At 71.6% G+C, this 23,340-nt stretch carries 23 protein-coding genes and 1 tRNA gene; 9 read left to right on the plus strand and 15 right to left on the minus strand.

Going from position 1 to position 23,340, the window contains the following annotated elements; genetic code table 11:
* Positions 1–21: 21 nt before the first annotated feature.
* Positions 22–1,296 (minus strand): peptidoglycan-binding protein, encoded by a 1,275-nt coding sequence (locus tag AB0F03_RS14140; protein ID WP_361990457.1) that lies wholly within the window; start codon positions 1,294–1,296, stop codon positions 22–24.
* 184 nt (positions 1,297–1,480) lie between these two features.
* Here AB0F03_RS14140 and AB0F03_RS14145 point away from each other — a divergent pair.
* Positions 1,481–1,554: transfer RNA gene (locus AB0F03_RS14145), tRNA-Lys, on the plus strand.
* A gap of 72 nt (positions 1,555–1,626) precedes the next feature.
* Entirely contained in the window at positions 1,627–2,316 is a 690-nt protein-coding gene (locus AB0F03_RS14150; protein ID WP_361990460.1) for a FadR/GntR family transcriptional regulator, read from the plus strand.
* Between the two features lie 8 nt (positions 2,317–2,324).
* Here AB0F03_RS14150 and AB0F03_RS14155 read toward each other — a convergent pair whose 3' ends face one another.
* The 5 genes from AB0F03_RS14155 to AB0F03_RS14175 form a co-directional block, all read right to left on the minus strand.
* Positions 2,325–2,996: a class F sortase gene (locus AB0F03_RS14155; RefSeq protein WP_361990462.1), complete on the minus strand. Its 672-nt coding sequence runs from the start codon at positions 2,994–2,996 to the stop codon at positions 2,325–2,327.
* A gap of 8 nt (positions 2,997–3,004) precedes the next feature.
* Positions 3,005–3,559 carry a hypothetical protein gene (locus AB0F03_RS14160; protein ID WP_361990464.1) on the minus strand — a complete coding sequence of 185 codons (555 nt, stop codon included), beginning with the start codon at positions 3,557–3,559 and terminating at the stop codon, positions 3,005–3,007.
* Positions 3,560–3,699: 140 nt separating this feature from the next.
* Positions 3,700–4,479, minus strand: coding sequence for an HAD-IIA family hydrolase (locus tag AB0F03_RS14165; RefSeq protein ID WP_361990467.1), 780 nt, complete (start codon positions 4,477–4,479; stop codon positions 3,700–3,702).
* Between the two features lie 369 nt (positions 4,480–4,848).
* The gene (locus tag AB0F03_RS14170; RefSeq protein ID WP_361990470.1) at positions 4,849–5,886 is read right to left on the minus strand and encodes a hypothetical protein; all 1,038 of its coding nucleotides are present in this window, start codon (positions 5,884–5,886) and stop codon (positions 4,849–4,851) included.
* Between the two features lie 455 nt (positions 5,887–6,341).
* Positions 6,342–7,499 (minus strand): ROK family transcriptional regulator, encoded by a 1,158-nt coding sequence (locus AB0F03_RS14175; protein WP_361990473.1) that lies wholly within the window; start codon positions 7,497–7,499, stop codon positions 6,342–6,344.
* A gap of 57 nt (positions 7,500–7,556) precedes the next feature.
* Between AB0F03_RS14175 and AB0F03_RS14180 the strand changes: the two genes are divergently transcribed.
* Together AB0F03_RS14180 and AB0F03_RS14185 are read left to right on the plus strand one after the other, a co-directional pair.
* Positions 7,557–8,630 (plus strand): Gfo/Idh/MocA family oxidoreductase, encoded by a 1,074-nt coding sequence (locus AB0F03_RS14180; RefSeq protein WP_361990476.1) that lies wholly within the window; start codon positions 7,557–7,559, stop codon positions 8,628–8,630.
* Positions 8,630–9,118: a heme-degrading domain-containing protein gene (locus AB0F03_RS14185; protein ID WP_361990479.1), complete on the plus strand. Its 489-nt coding sequence runs from the start codon at positions 8,630–8,632 to the stop codon at positions 9,116–9,118. The genes AB0F03_RS14180 and AB0F03_RS14185 overlap by 1 nt, the downstream gene beginning before the upstream one ends.
* 10 nt (positions 9,119–9,128) lie before the next feature.
* On the opposite strand, the gene AB0F03_RS14190 is transcribed toward AB0F03_RS14185, so the two are convergent.
* The 4 genes from AB0F03_RS14190 to AB0F03_RS14205 all read right to left on the minus strand — a co-directional run bounded on the left by AB0F03_RS14190 (position 9,129) and on the right by AB0F03_RS14205 (position 11,870).
* Positions 9,129–9,986, minus strand: coding sequence for a fumarylacetoacetate hydrolase family protein (locus tag AB0F03_RS14190; protein ID WP_361990482.1), 858 nt, complete (start codon positions 9,984–9,986; stop codon positions 9,129–9,131).
* 175 nt (positions 9,987–10,161) lie between these two features.
* On the minus strand, positions 10,162–10,872 hold the full coding sequence (yidC, locus tag AB0F03_RS14195) for a membrane protein insertase YidC (RefSeq protein WP_361990484.1): 711 nt from the start codon (positions 10,870–10,872) through the stop codon (positions 10,162–10,164).
* A gap of 97 nt (positions 10,873–10,969) precedes the next feature.
* Positions 10,970–11,293 carry a DUF6412 domain-containing protein gene (locus AB0F03_RS14200; protein ID WP_361990487.1) on the minus strand — a complete coding sequence of 108 codons (324 nt, stop codon included), beginning with the start codon at positions 11,291–11,293 and terminating at the stop codon, positions 10,970–10,972.
* 37 nt (positions 11,294–11,330) lie between these two features.
* Positions 11,331–11,870 (minus strand): helix-turn-helix domain-containing protein, encoded by a 540-nt coding sequence (locus AB0F03_RS14205; RefSeq protein ID WP_361990490.1) that lies wholly within the window; start codon positions 11,868–11,870, stop codon positions 11,331–11,333.
* Positions 11,871–12,158: 288 nt separating this feature from the next.
* Between AB0F03_RS14205 and AB0F03_RS14210 the strand changes: the two genes are divergently transcribed.
* The 3 genes from AB0F03_RS14210 (at position 12,159) to AB0F03_RS14220 (ending at position 15,128) form a co-directional block, all read left to right on the plus strand.
* A complete protein-coding gene (locus AB0F03_RS14210) occupies positions 12,159–13,463 on the plus strand; it encodes an MFS transporter (protein WP_361990845.1) in 1,305 nt (434 codons plus the stop codon).
* Between the two features lie 162 nt (positions 13,464–13,625).
* Positions 13,626–14,636: an SEC-C metal-binding domain-containing protein gene (locus tag AB0F03_RS14215; RefSeq protein ID WP_361990493.1), complete on the plus strand. Its 1,011-nt coding sequence runs from the start codon at positions 13,626–13,628 to the stop codon at positions 14,634–14,636.
* Between the two features lie 24 nt (positions 14,637–14,660).
* On the plus strand, positions 14,661–15,128 hold the full coding sequence (locus tag AB0F03_RS14220; RefSeq protein ID WP_361990496.1) for a very short patch repair endonuclease: 468 nt from the start codon (positions 14,661–14,663) through the stop codon (positions 15,126–15,128).
* Here AB0F03_RS14220 and dcm read toward each other — a convergent pair.
* The 4 genes from dcm to AB0F03_RS14240 all read right to left on the minus strand — a co-directional run bounded on the left by dcm (position 15,054) and on the right by AB0F03_RS14240 (position 20,631).
* Entirely contained in the window at positions 15,054–16,409 is a 1,356-nt protein-coding gene (gene dcm, locus AB0F03_RS14225) for a DNA (cytosine-5-)-methyltransferase (protein WP_361990499.1), read from the minus strand. The two genes, AB0F03_RS14220 and dcm, sit on opposite strands and share 75 nt — an antisense overlap.
* A gap of 231 nt (positions 16,410–16,640) precedes the next feature.
* Entirely contained in the window at positions 16,641–18,446 is a 1,806-nt protein-coding gene (locus AB0F03_RS14230) for a DEAD/DEAH box helicase (RefSeq protein WP_361990502.1), read from the minus strand.
* Positions 18,443–19,804, minus strand: coding sequence for a hypothetical protein (locus tag AB0F03_RS14235; protein WP_361990505.1), 1,362 nt, complete (start codon positions 19,802–19,804; stop codon positions 18,443–18,445). The genes AB0F03_RS14230 and AB0F03_RS14235 overlap by 4 nt, the downstream gene beginning before the upstream one ends.
* A 128-nt stretch (positions 19,805–19,932) precedes the next feature.
* Positions 19,933–20,631 carry a hypothetical protein gene (locus tag AB0F03_RS14240; protein WP_361990508.1) on the minus strand — a complete coding sequence of 233 codons (699 nt, stop codon included), beginning with the start codon at positions 20,629–20,631 and terminating at the stop codon, positions 19,933–19,935.
* Positions 20,632–20,988: 357 nt separating this feature from the next.
* Between AB0F03_RS14240 and AB0F03_RS14245 the strand changes: the two genes are divergently transcribed.
* Both AB0F03_RS14245 and AB0F03_RS14250 read left to right on the plus strand, forming a co-directional pair.
* Positions 20,989–21,993, plus strand: a complete 1,005-nt coding sequence (locus AB0F03_RS14245; RefSeq protein ID WP_361990511.1) for a hypothetical protein — start codon at positions 20,989–20,991, stop codon at positions 21,991–21,993.
* Positions 21,994–22,067: 74 nt separating this feature from the next.
* The gene (locus AB0F03_RS14250; protein ID WP_361990514.1) at positions 22,068–22,595 is read left to right on the plus strand and encodes a Scr1 family TA system antitoxin-like transcriptional regulator; all 528 of its coding nucleotides are present in this window, start codon (positions 22,068–22,070) and stop codon (positions 22,593–22,595) included.
* A 64-nt stretch (positions 22,596–22,659) separates the two neighbouring features.
* Here AB0F03_RS14250 and AB0F03_RS14255 read toward each other — a convergent pair whose 3' ends face one another.
* Positions 22,660–23,151, minus strand: a complete 492-nt coding sequence (locus tag AB0F03_RS14255; protein ID WP_361990517.1) for a DUF2267 domain-containing protein — start codon at positions 23,149–23,151, stop codon at positions 22,660–22,662.
* Positions 23,152–23,340: the final 189 nt, after the last annotated feature.

Below are 23,340 nucleotides of genomic sequence, written 5' to 3' on the forward strand. Positions count from 1 at the left end.
GGTGCCGGGGGATGCTGGGGGTCAGGCGAACAGGCGGTGCCAGGTGTCCGGGCCCGGGTAGCCGTCCGCCGCGCCGCCGCGCCGGCCCTGGGCGCGCTGGAAGGCGGCCACGGCCCGCCGGTCCGCGTCGCCCCAGTGCGGACCCGGACCGAGCGGGTAGAACCGGCCGAATCCCTTCCGCACCAGCTGCGCGCCCAGCCGGGTGACGTGGTCGTTGGCCGCGCCCGGCCGGAACCAGCGCCGGCCCGGGTAGCCGGGCACCTGCCGCGGGGGCCCGGCCGCCCCGGCCGTGATGTCCTCGCCCCCGCCGGTGACGAGCAGCTCCCAGGTGCCCGGACCGGGCAGCCCGTCGGCGTCGGCGCCCGTCCAGCCCTGGGCCTGCTGGAACGCCTGGGTGGCCTGCCGGTCCGGATCGCCCCAGACCGGCCCCGGGCCCCTGGGGTAGTAGGCGCCGGCGCCCCGGGCGGTCAGCATCCGGCCGAGCAGGGTGACGTACCCGTTGTCGGCGCCCGGCCCGAAGGAGACCGCGCCCGGATAGGCCATCGGTGCGGTCGCGCCGGCCGTCGCCGGCGTGACGCCCTGGTAGCGGTAGGGGACGTACTTGTCGGTGTTGCTCCAGTAGGGGTAGGGCGTGGCCTGGCGGCGGGTACCCGGGGGCGTCTGCTCGTAGACCGTGTAATAGGTGTGCGTGTAGTCGGTCCAGCCGCCGAAGATCACGACGTGGGAGCCGCGCTCGGGGTCGTCGGGGTTGTGGTGGAGCAGGATGTCGCCGGGCCGGAGCTCCTCCCTGGTGATCCGCACCCCGTACTGGTCGAGGCTCCCCGTCCACTCGTTGTCCGGCAGGCCCCAGGCCATCGAGACGTAGCCCGAACAGTCCTGCCGGTAACCGTCGGGCCAGTAGTCGTCCATGCTGTACGGCACCTGGGCGGCCACCCAGGTCCTGGCCCGGTTGATGATCTCGGTCCGGGTGGTGGCCGGGACGGGAGCGGCGGCGGGCCCCGAGGGGGGCTTCGCCGCCGGCCCGTGCAGCGGGGCCTTGGTGCCCTGAGGGGTGCTGGGCCCGCCGTCGCCGGGCAGGGCCTGCCGGTGCGGGAAGTGGCCGGGGGTGAGGGCGGCTGCCGGGGGGACCGCGCCGAGGGAGGCGGACGCGGCGGCCACGACCACGACCCCACGGGCCGCCGGGTGACCGCCGAGGCGGGCGGGCCGCGTACGGGAGTCCGTCCGCCGCCGGAGGCCGCAGCCGGGACAGTCGCAGTCGCCCGCCGGGTCCATGTCCTCGAACACCGGAGCGGTCATGCGATCCGCCTCACATTCAGGGGTGATATGTCCGCGGGTGTGCACGTTGATCAGTTTTCCAACTGTCGGCGGGACGCGCATGTTGACGGTCCGAATGATGTACGCCGTCCCGGGGCCGGTTGCTGCGCCTCCAGGGGTGGTCGGAGCACGTCGGCGGGTCGGGTAGAGTTCTCTTCGTCAGCAGGCGCCGCTAGCTCAGTTGGTTAGAGCAGCTGACTCTTAATCAGCGGGTCCGGGGTTCGAGTCCCTGGCGGCGCACCGACCGGAAAGGCCCCTCGCGCGAGCGGGGGGCCTTCCGCATGCCCCACAATGGCCGGATACCCTCTCGCCATGGCAGCCCGGGACCTTCAGGAACAGATCAAGAAACTGATCGTGGACCAGCGGCTGCCCTCGGGTGCCCCGCTGCCCACCGAGCCCGAGCTGATGCGGCTCCTCGGGGTCAGCCGGAACTCGGTGCGGGAGGCCCTGAAGGCGCTCCAGGCGGTCGGCATCGTGGAGATCCGGCACGGGTTCGGGACGTACGTCGGCGCGATGTCGTTCGCGCCGATGATCGAGGGGCTGGCCTTCCGGACCGTCGCCGGCCACCGCCGCGGCGAGGACTCCCTGCTCCAGCTGCTCGAACTGCGCGAGGCCGTCGAGACGGGACTGGTGTCGCGGCTGGCCGGGCGGCTACCGGAGGCGGACCTGGCGGCACTGGAGGCGCTCGTGGACCGCATGGAACGGGAGGCAGCCGAGGGGGCGGGCCTCGCCGACACCGACCGCGCCTTTCACGCCACCCTGTACCGGGGGCTGGACAATGTGCTGCTGGGCGAGGTGCTGGAGGCGTTCTGGGACGCCTTCCACCGGGTGCAGCGGGACCTCGTGGACCTGCCGCAGGACCCGCGGGTCACCTGCCGCCAGCACCGGGAGATTCTCGACGCGGTGCGCTCCGGCGACTCCCTGCGGGCCGAACGGGCCATACGGGACCACTTCGGCAACATCCGCACCCGCCTGTCCCTGGTGGCCGCCGCCAGCGGGTAGGCGCCTCCTCAGTCGCCGGTGCCGGTGAGATACGCGGAGACCACCACGTTCGCCGTGTAGCTGCCGGTGGCCCGGTCGAAGGAGCCGCCGCAGGTGATCAGGCGCAGTTCGGCGCGGCCCGGCTCGCGGGGGCCGTAGGCCTGCCGGGCGTCGAAGTCCTCACGGGGCAGGACCCGGATGTCGTCGATGGTGAACTCGGCGACCCTGCCGTCCGCGCGGACCACCCGGACCGTCCCGCCCGCCCTCAGGGTGCTGAGCCGGTAGAAGACGGCGGGGCGGGTCCGGGTGTCGACGTGGCCGACCAGCACGGCCACGCCCCGGGCTCCGGGCGTGGCACCGGCGCCGTACCAGCCGACCACGCCCGGCTGGGCGTAGGGCGGCGGGTCCACGGCGCCACGGGCGTCCAGGCCCCGGGCCACCACCGGTGCCTGGACGCCGATCCGGGGGATGTCGATGCGCTGCGGCAGCGCGGCGCGCAGGGGGGACGCCGGGGGCGGCAGCCGGGCCGGGTCGGCGGGACGGCCGGCGCCGAAGACATCGCCCGTGGCGGGGCCGTCCGCGCCGTGCGGTACACCCGTCACCCCCCGCCCCCACAGCCACAGCCCGCACAGCAGCACCGCCCAGGCCAGGCCGGTGACGAGCCGCCCGGCGTTGGTGGTGCGTCCGTGGTCGTCGCCCATGGCGGGTCTCAGCGCGTACCCCGGCTCCGGCGGGCCCGGAGCCCGACGGCGACCGCGGCGATGCCGGCGAGCGCCAGCCCGGTGGCCGCCTGGGCGGTGCCGGGCCCGGAGCCGGTGCTGGCCACCGTGGCGAAGTGCGCGGTGCCGCCGCCGCCCGCGGGGACCGGGGCGACGGGGGAGGCGGCCGCGCCGGGCAGCCGGACGGTCTCCTCCCGCCGGCCGGCTCCCGCCCGCGTCACCGTGATCCTGCCGGTGACCGCGTAGTCGGCGCAGGTGATGCGCACCTCGTACGCACCGGGCTCGATGGAGGTGCGGACCCGGGTCTCACCGGACAGGCTCCCCTGGGCACCGGCCAGCCGGGCGTCGGCGACGAAGGCGGCCGAGGCGGCGGTGCCCTGCCGGCCCGAGCAACCGGTGACCCGCAGGGTGACATCGGCGCCCGGCGCCGGGGCGGCGGGGGTCACGGAGACGGAGCCGCCGTCCGCCGCGACGGCGTGGGCCGCCGGGACGAGCGCGGCCACGGCCACGAATCCGGTACAGAGAGTGAGGCGAAGTGAGCCCATCGTGAACCTCCAGTCACCAAGGAGGCTCCCCCGCGCGGGGCCCCCGCGCATCCCAGGAACACGCTGTGCTGCTCCGAACGGGTGACACCGGGTTTCGGCCGGCCGGGGCGGAGCGGGACGGACCGGGGCTGCGGGACTCCTCAGACCAGGTCGACGAGGTCCGCGATGGAGTCCACGACCTGGGAGGGACGGAAGGGGTAGCGGTCCACGTCGGCCGGCCGGGTCACACCGCTGAGCACCAGGAACGTCCGCATCCCGGCCTCCAGCCCGGCGAGCACGTCGGTGTCCATACGGTCGCCGATCATCGCGGACGTCTCCGAGTGCGCGCCGATCGCGTTCAGACCGGCCCGCATCATCAGCGGATTCGGCTTGCCCACGAAGTACGGCTTCTTGCCCGTCGCGGCGGTGATCAGCGCGGCGACCGAGCCGGTGGCGGGCAGGTCACCCTCGACGGAGGGGCCGACGTTGTCGGGGTTGGTCGCGATGAACCGGGCGCCGTTGTTGATGAGGCGGACGGCCTTCGTGAGGGCCTCGAACGAATAGGTGCGGGTCTCGCCGAGGATCACGAAGTCGGGTTCGTGGTCGGTGAGGATGTAACCGATGTCGTGCAGGGCCGTGGTCAGACCGGCCTCGCCGATGACATAGGCACTGCCGGCGGGCCGCTGGTCGTTCAGGAACTGGGCGGTCGCCAGCGCCGAGGTCCAGATGTTCTCCACCGGCACGTCCAGACCCATGCGGCGCAGCCGCGCGTGCAGGTCACGGGCGGTGTAGATGGAGTTGTTGGTGAGCACCAGGAAGGGCCGGCCGGACTCGCGCAGCCGCTTCAGAAAGGCCTCGGCACCGGGGATCGGCACCCCCTCGTGGATCAGGACGCCGTCCATGTCGGTGAGCCATGACTCGATGGGCTTGCGGTCTGCCATGTTGAGCGTCTCCAGGCGTACGTACGGGCGAGAAGCGGGGGCGCCGGAACCACGGCGTACCGACGGCCCCAGCCTAGTCAGCATGGCGTGATCCGTACCCTGCCGATCACCGGGTGGTGGGCGCCCCCTCCGGGCGACGGGGGGCTGCATCGCCGGGTGACGGGGAGCGGAGTGGTCCCAAGTGCGTGTACGTCACCGTCGGGGACCGGGGTCCGGCTCCGGCAGGCGGCCCGCCGCGCCTGTCGACAGCGGGCCGGTGACGGTCTTCCTTCTCGTGGCTCCGGCATCTCGCGGGGCCGCCGCACGGTCTCGCGGGCGCCGCTCGGCGGGACACGGGGTCCCGCCGAGCGGCGCCCGCGAGTCCGTTCCTCAGCGGTGGCGGCCTCGGACCAGCAGGAAGGCGGCGGCGCCTGCGCCGAACAGCGCCACGACGGCCACGAGGAGCCCCCGGGCCAGTCCCGGTCCCGTACGCGCCAGCTCGCGCGCCCGTTCCCCGGCTTCCTGGGCCTCCTCGGCCGCGTGCGCCACTTGGGCCTCTCCGGCATCCTCGGCTTCTTGGGCCGCGTCTGCCGCGTCCGCCGCCCCGGTCTCCTGCGCTTCCTGCGTTTCCTGCTGTGGCTCCTGGGTTTTCTGGGCCTCCTGGGTCTGCTGAGCTTCCTGGGTCTGCTGAGCTTCCTGGGTCTGCTGAGCTTCTTGGGTCTGCTGAGGCTCCTGGGTCTGCTGAGCCTCCTGGGCGGAGGGCGGGGAGGAAGGCGGGGTGGCGGTGCTTGTGGGGCTGGCCGGGGCGCTGCCGGACGCGGTGGCCGTCGGCTCCCCGGTGTCCTGTGTGTCCTCCCCGTCCGCGTCGATCGAGAAGCGGTACGGGTTGGACTCCCCGACCCAGTCCCCGTCCTGGCCCCGGCGCTGCACGGCGGCGGCGTTGGCGGTGACCTTCCCGGCGTGCGCGTCGGAGGTGAGCGCGAGGCGGACCCGGACGCTCACCGTGCCTCCGGGCGGCACGGTGAACCCGTCGAACCCGGCGCCGTCCAGCACGCCGACCAGTTCGTGCGCGTCGGTGCTCTCGAAGGTGACCGGCCGGACGCGGGAGCCCTCGTAGAAGTCCAGCTGGGGCTGCTCCGGCCGCAGGGCGCGCCGGTCGTCGGTCAGGACGACGACCGGGTGGATACGGGCGCAGGCCCGGGGGGTGGTGTTGGTCAGATCGATGTACCAGGTGCCGTATCCGCCGCCCGCCTCGTAGGAGTCGGGGCCGCCGCGGATCCGGGTGGCCAGCGGAAAGGTCCGCGCGTCGGCGCCGGCGCAGGAGGGGGCCGGGTCGGCGAAGGCGGCATCCGGCGACACGGGCACGACGACGGTGGCGGTGGCGGCGCCGGTGGCGAGGCAGAGAGAGAGGGACGTGCGCAGTCGCATGAACACATGACCATGCCGGGTGGGGCGGGAGGTACGGTGCCGACGCTCCGGGGCGGGGGTCAAATCCGCTCGATCAGCGCAGCCGGGGTTTGTGCCGCTGTTTCGGGCCGCGGGTGCGTGGTGGTTGCGCGCGCCGTTCCCCGCGCCCCTGCGGGGCTGGGAGTGGCGCACGCCGTATGGGCGCCGGAGGCGGGGTGGGCCGGGGCGTCGGCGGGCGGGGGGGTGATGGGCCTTTCGGGCCGCGGGTGCGTGGTGGCTGGTCGCGCAGTTTCCCGCGCCCCTGGGGGCTGGGGCCAGGCGCCCTGCATGCGCGCCGGAGGCCGGGGGGACCGGGAGGTGTGGGGCTGTCTGCCGACCCGGCCTCCGGCGCGTAGGGACGACGGACGGGGTGGGCGGAGTTCGTATCCGGGCCTTGAGCCGGTGGGGGTGGGGTTGGAGGGGGTTCCTGATGTCGGTCAGGTTTCTCCGCGGCCGAACAGGGGGGCCAGCAGCAGTTGGGCCGCTCCCTCGGCCACCGCCCGCTCCCCGCGCGGAGCGACCCGTACCGGTACGCCCCCGGTGCGCGCTCCCTCCCGGCGGGCCCGTGTCGCCAGCACCTCGCCCACGCCCCGCACGTACACCTCGGGCGCGCCCGCGACCGTACGGCCTCCGAGCAGCACCACGTCGATGTCCAGGAGTCCCACCAGGTTCCCGGCCGCCACCCCCAGCACGCGTGCCGCCTCGGCCACCTCCCCCCGCGCCGCGGCCCGCAGGCACAGCACCTCGACGCACCCGCGGTTGCCGCACTCGCACAGCGGGCCGTCCAGCTGGATCACCTGGTGGCCGAACTCACCGGCCCCGGTCCGCGCCCCCCGGTGCACGCTCCCGCCGATCACCAGACCGGCGCCGAGTCCCGTGCCGAGGTGCAGATACGCGAAGGAGCCGGCCGTGGCTCCGTCCTCGTTGCCGACCGCCAGTCCGAGCGCGGCGGCGTTGGTGTCCTTGTCCACCACCACCGGCACCCCCAGCCGCTCCGCGAGCGCGTCCCGCAGGGGGAAGCCGTCCCACTCGGGAAACCCGGTGACCCGGTGCAGTACCCCGCGGACATGGTCCAGCGGCCCGGGCAGCGCGACCCCCACCCCCAGCAATGATCCGACCCCGGGGAGCCCTCCCTCACCGGCCGCCGGCCCGCCCGGCGGCCTCTCCGTCACCAGTTCCTCGACCGCGCCGCACACCGCGTCCAGTACCGCCCGCGCGCCCGCCCCCAGGTCCAGCGCGGTGCGGCGTTCCCCCACCACCGCCCCGTCCAGGTCGGCCAGTACCACCCGCAGCTCGTCGCGGTCGAGGTGGACGCCCACCGCGTGCCCGGCCTCCGGTACCAGCCGCAGCACGGTCCGCGGCTTGCCACCGGTCGACGCGCGCCGTCCGGCCTCCGCGGCGAGGCCCTCCTCCCGCAGCCGCGCGGTGATCTTGCTGACGGCCTGCGGGGTGAGCCCGGTGCGCTCGGCCAGCTCCAGGCGGCTGATGCCCTCCGCCCCGGCGTCCCGCAGCAGCCCCAGCACCAGCGCGCCGTTGTGACTGCGCACCGCGCCCAGGTTCGCTCCCGCCGGTCCGCCGTTCCTCGTCCTGTTCACACGACCCATTGTCCCCGCCGCTTGCACTTTGGCAACAGCGTTGCCAAAGTGGGTGTCATGACTACTGCCCCCCTCCGCGTCGGCCTGATCGGCTACGGCCTCGCCGGCTCCGTCTTCCACGCCCCGCTGATCGCCGCCACCGAGGGCCTCGCCCTGGACACGGTGGTCACCTCCCAGCCGGAACGGCAGCAGCAGGCCCGCGCCGAGTTCCCGGACGTCCGGTTCGCCACCACCCCCGACGAACTGTTCGACCGCGCCGACGAGCTGGACCTGATCGTCGTAGCCTCCCCGAACAAGACGCACGTACCGCTGGCCACGGCCGCGCTCGAAGCGGGCCTGCCGGTGGTCGTGGACAAGCCGGTCGCCGGCACGGCGGCGGAGGCGCGCGGCCTCGCCGCCCTCGCCGACGAGCGCGGTCTGCTGCTGTCGGTCTTCCAGAACCGCCGCTGGGACAACGACTTCCTGACCCTGCGCGGGCTCCTGGCCGACGGCGAACTCGGCGACGCCTGGCGCTTCGAGTCCCGTTTCGAGCGCTGGCGCCCGCAGCCCAAGGGCGGCTGGCGCGAGTCCGGCGACCCGGCGGAGATCGGGGGCCTGCTCTACGATCTCGGCAGCCACGTCGTCGACCAGGCCCTGGTCCTCTTCGGCCCGGTCACCGAGGTCTACGCCGAGACGGACGTCCGCCGCCCCGGCGCCGAGACCGACGACGACACCTTCCTCGCGCTCACCCACGCGAACGGCGTCCGCTCCCACCTCTACGTCTCCGCGACGACCGCCCAGCTCGGCCCCCGTTTCCGGGTGCTCGGCTCCCGCGCGGGATACGTCAAGTACGGCCTGGACCCGCAGGAGGCGGCCCTGCGCGAGGGCAGCCGTCCCGGCACCGTGCCCGACTGGGGCGCGGAGGACGAGGCCCTGTGGGGCCGCCTCGGTTCCGGGGAGTCCCCGCTGACCGGCGGCGGCACCCCCGTGCCGACGCTCCCCGGCGACTACCCCGCCTACTACGCGGCCGTCGCCGCCGCCCTGACCGGCGCCGGCCCCAACCCGGTGACGGCCCTGGAAGCCGCCGCCGCGCTCGACGTGCTGGAAGCGGCCCGCAGGTCCGCCCGCGACAAGGTGACGGTGACCCTCTGATGACCCACCCGCAGACCACCCCCGACCTCACCCCGGGCCCCGAGGAGCTGGAGGCACAGGAACGCCGCCTGGTCTTCCGGCGGTTCACCCACGACGACGCCTGGGCTCTCGGCTCACTCCTGGTGCGGCTGGCGCGGGAGCGCCGGGCGCCGGTCGCCATCGACATCCACCGCGCCGGCCAGCAGCTCTTCCACGCGGCGCTGCCGGGCTCCACGCCCGACAACGACGCCTGGATCGCCCGCAAACGCCGGGTCGTGGAGCGCTACGGCGCCTCCTCCTACCTGGTCGGGACCCGCTTCCGCGCCAAGGGAACGACGTTCGAGGATTCCTCCCGCCTGGACCCCGACACGTACGCGGCGCACGGCGGTTCCTTCCCGGTCCGGGTCGAGGACGTGGGTGTCGTCGGCGCGGTCACGGTCTCGGGCCTGCCCCAACTCCAGGACCACCAGCTGGTGGTGGAGGCCCTGGAGAAGTTCCTGTCCGTCTGACGGTGGGGGCTCAGGCGTCCTTGAGTTCCTGCCGCTGCCGCCCGAGCCCCTCGATCTCCAGCTCCACCACGTCCCCGGCCCGCAGGTACGGCTTGGGCTCGGGCCGGCCCATGGCCACCCCCGCCGGCGTCCCCGTGCTGACGACGTCTCCGGGATACAGCGTCATGAACCGGCTGAGGTAGCGCACGACCTCGCCCACGGGGAAGATCTGTTCGGCGGTCGTACCGTCCTGCTCGACCTCCCCGTTCACCCACAGCTTCAGGGACAGCCGCTGCGGGTCCGGCACCTCGTCGGCCGTCACCAGCCACGGGCCCAGGGGGTTGAACGTCTCGCAGTTCTTGCCCTTGTCCCAGGTCCCGCCCCGCTCGATCTGGTACTCCCGCTCGGAGACGTCGTGCGCCACCGCGTACCCGGCGACGTGCGCGAGGCCCTCCTCCGCCGACTCCAGATAACGGGCCGTACGGCCGATGACGACGGCGAGTTCGACCTCCCAGTCGGTCTTGACCGAGCCGCGCGGCACCAGCACGGTGTCGTACGGCCCGACGACCGTGTCCGGCGCCTTGAGGAACACCACCGGCTCGGGCGGCGGTTCGGCGCCGATCTCGCGGGCGTGGTCGTGGTAGTTGAGCCCGATGCAGACGACCTTGCCGATGCGGCCGACCGGTGGCCCGATCCGCAGTCCGGCCGCGTCGAGCACGGGCAGCTCACCGGCCTCGGCCGCCGCCCGCACCCGGTCGAGCGCGGTGTCGTCGGCGAGGAGCGCGCCGTCGATGTCGTCCACGAGGCCCGACAGGTCCCGCAGGGTCCCCCGGGCGTCGAGCAGCGCGGGGCGCTCGGCCCCTGCCGTACCGACTCGCAGCAGCTTCATGGTCACAATCTCCCTCGATCGCGGGCGCCCGGCCGGCGGGTGCAGCCGCCGGAAGGGCTGGACGATCCTCCAATTCCGCCGTCCAGTCCGCAAGACCCTGTTCACGGACTGGACCGGGACCGCGGCCCGGACCGGCCCGTGGCCAGGGCCTGCTCAGCGGGACAAGGGGGCCTGGTCAGCGGGACAACAGGGCCTGTTCCGCGGCGCTCCACGCCGTACTGGTCACCACGTACAGGGCGGCGGCGAGCGGGACGACGGCCACGGTGATGAGCGTGAAGAAGGACAGGAACGGCAGCACGCGGGTGGCCGCGTCGAGCCCCGGCACCGCGTCACCCGCGCCCGCCGGTACCGGCTGCTCGGCCATCGTCCGCCGGGCGCGCCGGTAGTTGACGGCGGCGACGGCCGCGACGAGGACGAAGAGGCCGGCGTAGACCAGCCCGGCCGGGCCGAACACCCCGCCGTCGGCCAGCGCGTCGGACCAGCGTCCGCCGAGCGGTGCCGCGAGGAGGCGGTGGCTGAGCAGGCCGTTGCTCTCGCCGCCGATCGTGGAGCTGGAGAAGAGGTGGTAGAGGACGAAGAAGGCGGGGAGCTGGAGCAGGCCGGGCAGCAGGCCGGAGAGCGGCGAGACCTTCTCCTCGGCGTGCAGGTCCAGCACCGCCTGCTTCAGGCGCCGCGGATCGCCGGCGTGCTGCGCGCGCAGCGCGGCGACTCTCGGCTGGAGCGCGGTGCGGGCGCGCCGGCCGCGGGCGGCGGCCCGGGACAGCGGGTGGACGAGGAGCCGTACGAGCGCGGTGAACAGGACGATCGCGGCGGCTGCCGCGGAGGCGTGGAAGAGCGGGGTGAGCAGATGGGCGAGCTGCTCGACCAGGTGACTGACAACGGACATGGCTGAGCCCTCCGGGGGTCTCGTCGTGCCGGAAGTGAAGGGAGATCGGCAGGACGACCCGCGCGGGGTCACGCGCTGGCGTGCGGGTGAACGTGCCCTACGCGGCGGTCGCCGGACGGGCGGGTCCCGGTGCTCTGGGCCGCCGCCGGCCGGGCGCGTCGGGGTCACGCTGGGACAGGAAGGCCGTACGGCGGGCCCGGTCGCGTATCGCCTCGCGGACGCGGGTGGGCGGTAGGGCGGGGACACGGCGGGCGGCGAGCAGGGCGCTCGCGGCGAGGCCGGCGGCGACGGTGGCGGTCGCGGCGAGGGCGACGGCGGTGGACAGGCCACCGGTACCGAGCAACGCGGCCTGGAGCAGCAGCAGGTGCACGAGGAGCAGCGCGAGGACGAGGGGACGCGTGACGGCAGCCCGGCCGCGCATCGGCACTCCCCCCTTCGACCTTCTCTTCGGACCTTCGTCAGTGTGCCTGGTGCACCGGATCCGGCACCAGGGGTTCCAGCAGCCGCTTCGGCCGCAGCAGCGCCCTGCTCACCGGATCCGCCGGCGCGGGATCGAGTCCCGGCCCCGGCATCATGACAACGTCCGGGACCGGCACGAGAGTTCCGCACCCCGCGCACATTCCGTACGGCCCGACGTCCCCGCCGCAGTCCGCGTGCCGGAACGAGCGCTGCCGGGTCTCCTCGACGTACTCGCGCCCCCACTGCCCCAGCGCGCGCAGCGCGGGCCACAGGGCGATGCCGCGCTCGGTGACGACGTACTCGTCCCGGGGCGGCGTCTCCTGGTAGCGGCGCCTCTCGAGGACGCCCTCCTCGGTGAGCGTCCTGAGCCGGGCGGAGAGGACGGCGCGCGGGATGCCGAGGTGCACGAGGAAGTCGTTGTAGCGCCGGACGCCGTAGATCGCGTCGCGGACGACGAGCAGCGTCCACCGTTCACCGACGACCTCCAGCGCGCGGGCGACGGCGCACTCCTGCGTCACGTAATCCTTGCCCAGTGCCATGCCGTCCACTGTATCCATCCGGCCGAAGTGGGTTCAATGAACGAACTCGCGGTGCTACGGTGGCGGAGACAGGTCGGTTCAATGACCGAACCGAAAGCCGCGGGTCCCGGTGAACAGGACAGGGGCCCGGTGCAGGCGCTGCCGCCGGGCACCACGCCGGGCGGCGCGAAGACAGGACAGGACGGGCCATGACCGGTCTCGACGCCGCGGCGACCCCCGCGGCCGTACGCGGCACCACCACCCCCGACGCCCCCGCACGCCCCCGCACGCCCCCGGGCCACCCTCGCCCTGACCAGCGCCGCCACCGCCGTCGCCCTGATGACGTACACCGCCCCGATGGTCACCCTCCCGGACACCGCGGCCGCGCTGCACACCCCGCTCTCCGCCCAGGCCTGGCTGCTGAACGGCACCCCGCTCGGCCTCGCCGCGCTCCTGCTGGTGGCCGGCAGCCTCGCCGACGACCACGGCCGCCGCCGGGTCTTCCTCGCCGGCACCCTCGCCCTCGGCCTCACCACCGCCCTCGGCGCCCTCGCCACGTCGACCTGGATGTTCACCCTCGCCCGCGTCGCCCAGGGCGCGGCCAGCGCGGCCCTGCTGGCCAGCAGCCTCGGGCTGCTCGTGCACGCCTTCCCGAGCCCGCGCGGCCGGCTGCACGCCACCGGCGTCTGGGGCGCCTTCGTCAGCGGCGGCATCGCCCTCGGCCCGCTCCTCGGGGGCGCCCTGCCGAACTGGCGGACGGTCTACGGCGTCCTGGGCGCCGCCGCCCTCCTCGTGGCCGCGCTCGGCCGCCGGGCGCTGACCGAGTCACGCGCCCCGCGCGGCGGCCGGCCGGACGTACTCGGCGCCCTGACCTTCGGGCTGGCCCTGGTGGCCCTGGTCGCGGCCCTGACGCTGGGCCGGGACGGCTGGCTGCGCGCCCCGGTGGGTCTGCTCCTCGCGGCGGCCGTCCTGCTGGTCGCCGTGTTCGTCGCGGTGGAACGCCGCACCGGCACCCCGATGATCGACCTCGGCCTGCTGCGCCGCCCCCGCTTCCTCGCCTCCTCCGCGGGCGCCCTGTTCACCGGTCTCGCGGTGATCGGCCTGTTCAGCTTCCTGCCGGCCCTGCTCCAGCAGGCACTGCACATGTCCCCGCTCGGCACCGCCTGGCTGTTCCTGCTCTGGTCCGGCCTGAGCTTCGCGGTCGCCCTCCAGGTCAAGCACCTGGCCGGCCGCGTCTCCCCGCGCGTCCAACTCGCCCTCGGCTTCGTCCTGCACGCGATCGCCGTCGGGACGATGCTCGGCGCCGTCGGCTCCGGCTCCTGGACCCGCCTGCTGCCCGGCCTGATCACCGGTGGCATCGGCAGCGGCCTGCTGAACGGGGCCCTGCCCCTGCTCGCCGTCGAGTCCGTGCCCCGCGAGCGGGCCGCGATGGGCTCCGGCGCCCAGCAGACCTTCCGCTACATCGGCTCCAGCGCCGGCGTGGCCCTGACCATCGCCCTCGCCACGACGTCCGGCAGCCCGGCCCACGGCGCGGATCTCGCCCTGCTGGTGTCGGCGGGGCTGGCGCTGGCGGGCGCGGCGAGCGTACTGGGGCTGCGCGAACGGGGGGCGTAATTACGGGGGTTCACTCCTCCGGTACCTGGGCGAGGTGGACGGCGCCACCGTACGACCGGGTCCGCACACCGGCCGGAAGTCCACTCCCGGGGCAGCCGCCGTCCCCCTCCACGGCCCCACCACACCTCACCTTCGTCACCGGCCGGCAGTACGGTGTCCCCCATGCGCCCCGACACGCCTGCCGAGAACGTCGACCACACCGCCGAAGCGGCACGCCTGGAGCGGACCGCCGGCCTGTACCCCGAGGACGCCGAGGTCCTCCTCCTCCGGGCGGCGGCCCACCTGGAACTGTCCGGCGACCGCCCCGCGGCGACCACCCTCTACGACCGCCTCCTGTCGTCCGGCGAAGGCCTGGACAACCCCGCCCTCGTCCGCGCCCTGAAGGCGTCGAACCTGTGGGAGTACGGCCACGAGGCGGAGGCACGGGCGATCATCGAGGGCCTGCGCACGTCCGCCCCGCGCGACCCGGCGCCCTGGGTGATCATCGCGGAGGCGCTGGAGGCCCATGACGAGCTGGAGGCGGCGGAGGAGACGTTCAGCGAGGCGGCCCGCCTCCTGCTGACGGACTCGGCCGAGCCCGCTCCCTCGACCCACCCCCTCCTCTACGGCCGCCACCGCGTCCGCCGCATGCGGGGCCTGCCGCACGACGACTGGGACGCCCTCGCCGACACCCTCCACACGTCCCCGGTCAGCCTGGACGAACTCCACGACCCGAAACGCGTGTGGTCCCTCGGCTCGGACAACCCGGCCGAACTGGCAGCGGAGATCTCCCGCCTCCGGGCGGAGCTGGGCGCCTACCGCGAGGCCCTCTCCCGCCCCTTCCCGGTGGCCGTCCTGCACTGGCCGGCCCCGGAGCTGACCGAACTGGTGTCGGCGTACCCGGCGCTGTCCACGGAGTACCCGTCCCACTCAGAGCACCTGGCGACCATAGAGTCCGCCCTCCGGGAACTCGGCGCCTCCGGCACCCCCAACCTCGGCATCGTCACCGGCACGGTTCCGTCCTACGAGGCCTTCGCCGCCTCGGAAGCCACCCCCCCGACGGACACCACCCTGCTACCGCAGTACGCGACGACCCTGGCAGCCCGCGGCCGGGCCATCGCCTGGCCGCCGCAGCGGGGGGCGGAGTGCTGGTGCGGGGCCGGGCAAACCTACGCAGAGTGTCATGGCGTCTGAAGTCAGCGGGCTAGGCTTGTCAACGTGTCCGAAGAGCTTCCGTGGAAACCGCCGCCAGGCTCCTGGGCCTCATCGGCGGCACGTCGTCGCAATATGCAGGCGATCCGTAGCCGGGACACCAAGCCGGAAACGCTAATCCGGCGGCTGGTGCACGCCCGGGGGCTGCGCTATCGCGTTGCCGCACGCCCTTTGCCGGACCTCCGCCGGACGGCGGACATGGTTTTCGGTCCGGCAAAGGTGGCGGTGTTTGTCGATGGCTGCTACTGGCATGGCTGCCCCGAACATTACGTCCCGCCGAAAACCAACTCGGGCTACTGGTCCGAAAAGGTAGTCCGCAACGTCAAGCGGGACCGGGACACCGACCAGCGTCTGGAGAATGCCGGATGGCTCGTGCTCCGCTTCTGGGAGCACGAGCCGTCAGACACCTGCGCGGATAAGATCGCCGCGGCTGTGCACCGGCGCCGAAGGGCTGCTGGTTCCGGGGGCAGCTGACACAGGCAGGATCATCTGCTCCGACTGTGGCAGGTCCAGACCGGCGCTGTAAGCGTCGAGTTCGTACTCACGGAGCAGCTCATCGCGGTGCTCAGGCCGCAGCACAGCAGCAATTGCACGGCCGACCGCCTCCGCGACGGGAGGCGGGAAGGCATTGCCCACTTGCCGGTACTGAGCTGTCTTCCGGCCCTGGAATTTCCATTCCGTCGGGAATCCCTGGATGATCGCGGCCTGCTCCACCGTCAGCATGGGGCCGGACGGACGGAAAAGGTCGCGCTCCGGATCGCACTTCTCGGGCTCGTTGGCTACGCCCATCCCGTCCACGCCCAGCTGTGCCCAGGACCGCTTAGCCCTGGTTGGCCCAAGATCAGCGCCGCCGTGCTTCCTCGAGCCTCCCACGAGCGTCGGAGCGACGCCCCGGCCCAGCTCCGCGGCCTCGGTGGCCTTGCGCAGCCACTCCAGGTACACCTGTTCCCCGGTGCGCTCTCCCGGCTTCGCCTGCTCTCCGTGCTGGTTCTTATTCCAGTACTTCCGGCAGCGCGCCTCCATGCTGGCGGCGAGCTCGGCGACTACCGTCGCCTGCTTGCCTTTGAGTCTGGATGGCCACATAAATTCCACACCGGACTCATTCAGCGCACTTTCGTGGATTGCGACGAGAATAGCCCGTGGACGGAGCTGCGGCACGCCGAAATTGCTTGCATCGATCCGGCGCCACACCTTACGCATGACGCGATCCTGCTCTACAGCGGACCAGTTTGCCTTGATTTCGGGAACTACATAACCCAGATCTCGCAGTGTGCCGAGAATGTCCCGACGATAGTCAATGAAAACCTCCGGAGGTTCAAGAATTCCCCGGACGTTTTCAATCATGACCGCCCTCGGGCGCAGTTCGTCAATAATCCTCAGCGCATCCGGGAACAAGTCACGCTCGTCATCTTTCCCCAAGCGCTTCCCGGCCAGCGAGAACGGCGGACAGGGCACGCCGCCGGCCAGGAGGTCCAAGTTGGCGTCCTGAATCCCGGAGGCAGCGTTCCCCCCGGATTTGAGGAATTCCTTCACATCCATGGGCTTAAGCTCACCGGCTCGCCCCTCGCCCCACCCCGGCCAGTCACTCACATTCGCCCGGAGGGTGGCCACCGCATACTGGTCCCACTCCACGAGATCTAGGTGGTCAAACCCCGCATTATGCAGCCCAACGGCTTGCCCGCCCGCACCGGCACAGATCTCCACCGAGGTCAGTGGCCGGGCGAACCGCGGACGCTCACGACCGCTGGCACTCATAGTGTTCCTTCCAGGATTGACTCAAAGCGGAGGTCAAGTGTCCCAGAGAGCATGCTGGCTTGCTGGCCCTTGAACACTTGACGCCCATGAGTCTCCCACTGTCTCAGCCCTGGCAACCGAGGGGCCAGGGCTGAGGCCTGGAACACTTCGCGCGTCTGTGATTTCGCTCACCAAGCGGATGCCGTGCCGGTGAACCCACCGGCACGGCGCGGCTCGAGGCCGGGATCCGCCTCACACACCACCGATGTGCCGGAGCAGCGCCTCGATGTCGCCGGGCGCCAGTCCAGCCGCTACAGATGGCTCTTCCTCCAGGTCGGCCAGTTGCTGGACCGTAGGGTCATCAAGGATCTTCCCCATGAATTCGAGCTTCTGGTCCAGCCGCACCTCAACGACCTCGTCGATCGTCCCGCGTGCCGCGATCACGGTGACCCTTGTTTCCGTGCCGGGCGCGAGGCCGAGGCGGTGGATCCGGTCCAGGCTCTGCAGGTAGCGGCCGCCCATGAAGTCCCGGTCCACGTACACCGCGTCGTGGCACACGTGGTGGAGACTGATCCCCTCTCCCAGGGTCGCCGGGTTGGAGATCAGCACCATGCAGCTGGGATCCTCACGGAAGCGGCGCAGCTGCTCCTCGCGGTCGGGCGTACCCCCGTACACCACAGCCGGGCTGTACTTCTCGAGCATCTGGGCCAGAGTGGTCAAGCTGCGCACGAAGGTCGTCCACACCAGAGTTTTGCGGCCCTGCGCGGCATTCTCCGCGATGATTGCCAGCGCTTCCTTGTACTTGGGGGACAGCTCGTAGTCCGGCAGGTTCTGCATCAGCGAATACAGGGAACTGCCGGCCGGGATCTCCAGCGGAGGCAGCTGATAGGCGAGCGGCTCGTGCTTGGTGGCGCCTTCCAGCAACAGGGCCGGGCTGGTTGCCGCCATCAGCAGTCGCAGCGCTGTCTTGCCGAGCGCGCTGAGGTCATCGCGTGCGGTGCCGTTGGACATGCCGCCCACCAGAGAGCTGTAGATCTCGGCGTGCAGGGCCGGCATGTCGACGTAGCGCATTCGCAAGGTCATCGGCGGGAGGCCGAGCTCCTGCTTGGTCGTCCGGGTGAACAGCGGCCGCAGGACCGTGCTCGCGTAGGCCAGGTCTCCGCCCGCTACCGCCCTGGTGACCGCTCGCTGGCCGTGCCCCGGCCAGACGAAGCCCATGAGGTTCTCCAGGTCCTTGGCCCCGTTCGGAGCGGGCGTTCCGGTCAGGATGAGCCGACGCTCGGCGAGCGGACCCAGCGCCATGCACGCGGCGCCGTACGTGCCGCGCGCACCGAGCTTCATCCGGTGGGCCTCGTCGAGGATGATCATCGAGGGGGCGGCCTTCAGCCAGTTCGCCAGGAGCGGGAGCGAGCGGTCCAGGCGCTCATAGTTGACGATGAGCACCTCGGCCCACTCATCCAGCGAGCCGTCGAGCACATGGGTGCGCAGCGGGTAGTTGAAGCAGACAGCGGTCTCGTAACGCCAGGACTCATAGGCCGACTTGGGGCAGACGACCAACAGCCTGCTGGCGGCGCCCCGGGCCCGCTGAGCGGCGTAGACCGCGAGTGCCACACGGGTCTTGCCGGCGCCGGGCACGCTGAAGTTCGCGCCGTGCCCGAGCGAGAGCAGCTTGGCGACATCCCGGCGCTGGAAGGCGTTGAGGTCTTCCTTCCACGTGTCTCCGAGCATGCTCAGCACGTCATCGGCAGCCACCTCCGGAGGCGCCGCGGAGCCGACCAGCCGCTCTTCGACCAGCTTGGAGTCCTTGACCACTCCAGAGACGAGGTTCCGGAGTTCCGGGGCCCACTCGACACCGGCCCGGTCGGGCCAGTTGCTGAGGACGGGCAGGTTCACCAGGAGTTCGTCCAGCGCCACCGAAGCGGAGAGCGGGCCCAACTGGCCGCCGGTACGGAACCGGCCGGCCAGCTGGACGAGATCCTGCCGGTACTGCTCTGTGGTCCGCAGGACCACACGGGTACGCGAATCGTCGAACCCGAGGTGCAGAGACGTTTCCGTCACTGGGTGCCCTCCGCGGTGGCGGCTGCGAGGAGCCAGGAGACACCGTCGCCGGGGTTCGGGATGCCGCGCCCGGCCTGCTGGGCCAGCTTGCGCAGGCTGCCCCGGAGCTTGAGTACGGCCTCGTCGAAGGCCTCCTCGTCCAGGCTGTTCGAGGTGCGGGCCTGAACCAGCTCGATGACGCACTGGTCGATGTTGACGCAGGCGTCCGCGAGCCGGGCCGGCGCGAGCTGCTTGCGCTTGCGGAGCCGGGCGTCACGGCCAGCGTTCTCAATCGCCAGGTCAAAAGCTTCCTTGGCCTGGTCGAGCAGGGTCTGAGCCGTCGCCTTTTCGCTGTCGGGCAGCCCCGCGGCCGTATCGCGGACCGTAGCTGCCGCCCGGAGGATACGGTCGTTAAGCGCACGGGCCCCCGATACGGCCGATGTGGCCGCCGGCACCTCCAGGTCCAGTCCGGGGATGGACACCGACTCGGGCTGGGCGGCGGTCCCGCTCTCGGCCAGCTCCGGTGGCAGCACCTTCTCCAGGTACCCCTCCTTCAGGAACGCCTCGTCGATGTGACGCAGGTCCGTCTTCGAGAAGTTCAGCAGGATGGCGGCCAAACGCCGCTCCTTCACGATTTCGGCCTGGTCCCGGTCCAGGGTCTCCCACTTCGCGTACAAACGCTGGAGTTCCTTGAGACGCTCCTGTGCCCCCTCCCAGTCAACGAGCCGGAGCGCGACTCCCCCGCCGCTCGCGCTGCGGTCGTTCAACTCCTTGATCGTGCTGAGGATCCACCGCTCCTGGTGGTACGTCGCCGTCCGGATCCGGAACTCCTTGGCGATCTGCTCGGGCGTCCGGCCCATCGCCGCCTGCTCTTCCATGGCGATCAGACGGTTGATGTACGAATAGTCGCGCCGCTGGTCCTGGCGGAGCTGGAGCGCCAGCTCCACGGCGTCAATGTCGGCCTGCGTGAACGACGACGGGAGCACGCCCACCCTCATCGACTGCTTGCCCAGCTCCCGCAGGGCGACCGCACGCGTGTTGCCGTTCACCAGGACGCCGTGGTGGGTGACCAGCCCCGGCTCGTTCTGGCCGAACTTGTCCAGATCCTCCTTGAGCTTGTCGAAGTCGGGATCTCGCAGATCAGGGTCAGAAGGCTTGGCCTGGAGCAGGCTGCGCAGGTAGTCCTGGCCAGCCTCGCCGAAGGGGTCCTCGTCCAGATTCCGGTCCTGGTCCGGCCGGTGGCTGCGCTGGGCACGGATCCGGTGCGTGCCCGGGTTGAGGTAGAGGTCGTTCAGCGGCAGGTCGATTACATCGACATGGATCTGCTGTCCATTCCAGTCGACCGTGACGGTTTCCCGGGTGCCTCCGGAGGCCCTCACCTCCTCCAGCCTCTTACTGATCAGCCCACTGACCATCTGCGCGCGCGGTGGCGGCGGGAACTCCCGCACCATGTCCTTCCCCGTCCCTTCTGTTGCCGGTCCTGTCAGCTTGGGTTGCCGGACCTGGATCAGTCGGCCAGGTCGCCGATGGCCTGCGCCACTGCGGTGCGCGACTGCTGGGGCAGCGTCCGGTAGATGCCCCAGACCTTCTCGATCGGGCTGAACGACCGCTGATCGGCGTCGATCCACTTCCCGAAGAGGCGCCGCTCGACCGACGAGAGGTTCTCCACAAGCTCCAGCAGAGCCCCGAGGTCGACCTCGCGGTCGGCCCCGCCCCCGGTCCCGCACTTCTTGCACTCGGTCACGAGCTGGTATTCAGCGGTGCCGTCAGACTGGAGCACCTTACGCCGGGAGACATTGAGCTTCGCGAGATCGATCCCGCCGTCCTCGTACGCTTCGCCGGCACCGATGCCACACGAGCGGCACAGGTGGTTGTCGTCCTGGAGTACCTTCGCACGCTGGGCAGGGGTCAGGCTGGCCTTGTGCTTCGGCGCCTTGGACTTGCCGGGGATCCAGACGTCGGCACCCCTGGTCACGAACCGCTGCTCCTGCTGGAGCAGGGAGGGGTCGTCGCGGTTCGTGTCGATCCGCCAGCCGTGGTCACGCAGGTCCCGCAGCCTGCGGTCGATCTGCGCGACGTCCGGGAAGGCCTCACGCAGCTGGGCCTTGGTGAAGATCTGGCCCTCCCCCACGACACCGACCAGCCAGAGTGCCGCCCGCACCATGCTTCCGAACTTCTTGTCCTCGTAGGACGGGATTTCTTCCACTAACGCCTCCGTGAACTCGTGACGATAAACAGGGCTTTTATTCCGCAGAGTGCTCCGGAGAGTGCTATAGCCGCAACTGACAGTGCACAGCGCAAAGCCCCGCGCTCCCCCCGCCTCTCAGCGGCTAATCCAGCTGACACCACATCAGCGCGGAAGTCCAGCCCCTTCCTGACTTGCGCGGGCCAAGCATCTTTCCGTGGGCTGGACTTGCTCGCTGTGAGCAAGTCCAGCCCACGGAAAGATGACAGAAAAGGCTGGCGCAGAAAGGCCAGGATGAGGGCACAATTGCCCAGTCACAGACAGGGCTTGGGGCGGCAGCACTGGCCGCACCCGAGCGATCCAGGGAGGGGTACCTGCATGTCATCAGCTGGACGCAGCCCGGTCACAGGCGGCTGGCTGGACCCCGGCAAGAAGTTCAAGGAGGGCGTACGCCCCGGAAAACGCCGTCTCGGCTTGGCGCTCCGGTCCTTGTGCCGCCTCCTGCGGTCGGACGATCCGGGGGAAACGGGAAGGCAGCCTCTTAAGCAGGCAGAGGCGGCAAAACGGCTAGGCTGCAACGCTGGTGATCTGTCGCGCTATCTGAACGACCACAGGATTCCCCCCCAGGACTTCCTTGAGTGCCTGTACAAGGAGGCTTGCGCTGACGCCGTCGTCAGCGGTCAGGACGCCGGTATCAGCCTCCAAGCACTGCTGGGTCTCCGTGCCAGCGCCCTAGGGGAACAGCGGGACTGCGAGTACTGCCTGGAGACGGGAGGACGGGTCGATGCACTCATCCAGCAGCTGAACGCTCCCTGCCCGGCGTGCGAGGCCCACCAGCGGCAGCAGGAAGCCCGTCGGCGGCAGCGCAAACAGCTCGCCGCCCGGCTGCGGTCCGCCAGGACAGAAGGGGCGAGACTGCGGATGACAGTGGCCGAGCTGAAGGTGACCGTGGCTGATTTGAAGACCGAGCTGGCTGAAAAATCAGCGAGTGAGGCCGGCCTGCGGGAACGTCTGGCGGCGGCACAGGGTGCCAGGGCTCAGCTGCCGGTCCCCCGTCGGCCGGGGGACCGGCAGCTGAGCCCGAAGGACGTGTCGGCGGCACGGCAGCTGGTGGCACAGGCCGAAGAGCTGGACAAATCCGGCCGGGAAGACCTCGCCTTCACCCTGCTCCGGCAGAGCACGACAGAGTTGTTCAGCCCGCCTGAGACCGCGCTAGTGGTGGCCGAGCTGAGATACCGCGAGCGGGACCGGCTGGCCGACGACCTGATCCACGTCTACGGCCGGGACCAGGAAACTCAGGACGTCATGGCGGTAGCCCTGGAGCTGCACGAGAAAGGTGCGCCAGATGATGCCGGCGCCATGTTGCGAGCCGCGCTTGGCTGACGCGCCGGCGTTCGGGAGCCACCGGTCAGGCCGGGTTCACTTCGGCCTCGTAGTGCATCTGGGCGCGGTCGAGAATGCAGACGCGGCACGGCAAGGCGTACGTCCCCGGCATGATGTGGGCCACACTCCAGACCGACGCCTACGCGAGTGTGATCCTCCGCAGGGTCGTCACCTTCCTTGGAGTGCCGGACGACGTGGCGGCCGGGGTGGCCAAACGCATGGAGCGTCAGCAAGTTCACTACGACGGAGAGCATCACTACGACGTGATCCTCGACGAGCAGGCCCTCTATACGAACGTCGGAGGACCGGAGGTCATGCGTGGGCAGATGGAGCGCCTGCTCAGCGACTTGGACCTGTCCTCGCTCCATCTCGGCATCCTGCCGACCACCACCGAGGTGGGCGTCGTCCCCATGCCCGGCTTCAACATGTACGACGGCCAGCGAGTCCACTACGAGCTCGTCTCGTCCGGCGTGGACGTGACCGACCCTGATGAGGTCGCCCTGCACGACCGGGCCTTCGCCGCCCTGAGCAGTGCGGCCAGTTACGGAGATGCCGCCGGTGACCTGATCAGTAAAGCCCTGGCATTCTGGAGCAAGGGCTGACGTCTCGGAACATTGCCTTGGGCGCCGCCCATGGATATCGCGGCGCCCAGCATCCTCGTACTACCTACGCCGTCGCTGCCAGGTCCGCTCGGCCGAAGAGGAGGGCGTAGCCCGGGGGGAGTTGGGTCAGGACGCGGGTGGTGAGGGGTTCGCCGATGTGGTCCGAGAGGACGCTCAGGACGGTGCTGACGTCCCAGCGGGCCGTCGCGGGGGTCGAGCCCTCGATGCGGGTCGCCACCGAGTCGACGAACTCACGGGCCGTCAGGGGGTCGGTCTCGGGGACCTGGGAGGCGATCAGCCGGCCCGCCTCCAGGGGGAGGGCCTGGGCCAGGGCCACGCGCTCCTCGCCGGTGACGTGGCCGCCCAGGGCCGACAGGACGGTACGGGTGACGTGTTCCGCCTCCGTCCTCGTCGGGTACTGGCCCGCCTCACGCACCGCGTCGGTCAGTTCCCGCCAGCCGGCGTCCTCGGTCACGTCCTTGACGCAGACGCGCAGGGACGGAGAGGGGGACGGGGTGGGGATGGTGGTTCTCGGCTGCGGGGTTGTCACGGTCATCGTGCTGGCTCCTCCTCCGGAACGCTTCGGGGCACCGCAAGCCCGGTACCCCGTAATGCGGCGGGCATGAGCGGGAGTTCGGCCATGATGAGGCATGTGGCGTGATGTGTGCCATGGGGTGACTCGGTTTGCGGGCCGTGGTGGCTTGCGGGCCGTGTTGGTGTGTGGGTGGTACGGCGTACGGGGCGC

Source organism: Streptomyces sp. NPDC028722 (assembly GCF_040637655.1).
Taxonomy (GTDB): domain Bacteria; phylum Actinomycetota; class Actinomycetes; order Streptomycetales; family Streptomycetaceae; genus Streptomyces.